Genomic DNA, 1,084 nt, shown 5'->3' on the forward strand with positions numbered 1-1,084 from the left:
CTTGCTCCGGGAAGTTCGCGAAGCCCACTTCCCGGAGCAAGGCCACCCCGCCGGGCAAGGCCCCAGCGCGAGACCGTCCCGGATGCCTACCCGCACAGCGTGGCTACGAGCGGGATAGTCAGAATGGAGCAAATGATCGACAGAAACGTGCACTGCATCATGGGGCGTGCATCCTTACCGTATTGAAGGCAGTACAGCGTACCGTTGCTACCCACCGGCATTGCCATATCGAGAACAAGCGTCGCGATAAACATGGGCGTCATGCCGGGCCACAAGCGCGCGACGGCAAGACATGCCACCGGCACGACAACCAGGCGAAATGCCACGGCAGCATAGGCACGCCAGTTGGTGAGCATCTCGAGCGGACGGTACTTGGCGATAGACGACCCCATGAGCAACAATGCCGCAGGAGTGGTCATGGTGCCAACGATGGAAATCGAGTCGCCCAGCACGCCCCAATCGGTCCATCCGGTGAGCACGATCCCAAGCACAGCAGTACTTGCAATGAGACCAGGACTCTTGCAGCAGGCGGCAATATTGCGCATCTGCGTTTTAAGGCCACCACTTATTCCGCTAAATAACATAACGCCGACGGTAAACATAAGAAAGTTTGGGGGGATAAGCGCAATCGATGCATACAACAGCGCTTGTTTTCCCAACACCGCCGAAATAACCGGAAAACCGATAAACCCGGCATTACCGAAAAGCACGGCGAAGCGATACGAGCATTCCGTCCCTTTGGGAACGCGAAGAGCAGCGGTGACAGCAAACGCGATAACGGTCGCCACCACATACATCACAAAGGACAGTCCCATGAGCGAAAACGTATCGGCAATGCTCGGAAGCGTCACATCATCGCCCAGCGCTGACGAAAGCACCAAGCACGGTAGCGCCACCTGCAGCAGCAGATGCGACAGCTCGCGCTCGAACTCCGCTTTCATAAACCCCAGCTTGGCGATACACCACCCCAACAAAATAGGCAACGAAACCGTCAACATCTGGAGCGCCACGCTCGTAAAGCTCATGCTTCCCCCTTATCTATCCCACGAGGGCCGGGGCGCCTGTCTTGTTTTGAGAAGTGGGC

General features: G+C 57.2%; 1 protein-coding gene. It reads right to left on the bottom strand.

Annotation, left to right across the window (positions count from 1 at the left end):
- Positions 1 to 86: 86 nt before the first annotated feature.
- A complete protein-coding gene (locus DW171_RS10040) occupies positions 87 to 1,025 on the bottom strand; it encodes an AEC family transporter (protein ID WP_118271100.1) in 939 nt (312 codons plus the stop codon).
- Between the last annotated feature and the right edge of the window lie 59 nt (positions 1,026 to 1,084).

The sequence above is a fragment of the Collinsella sp. AM15-2 genome, assembly GCF_003471985.1.
GTDB lineage: Bacteria > Actinomycetota > Coriobacteriia > Coriobacteriales > Coriobacteriaceae > Collinsella.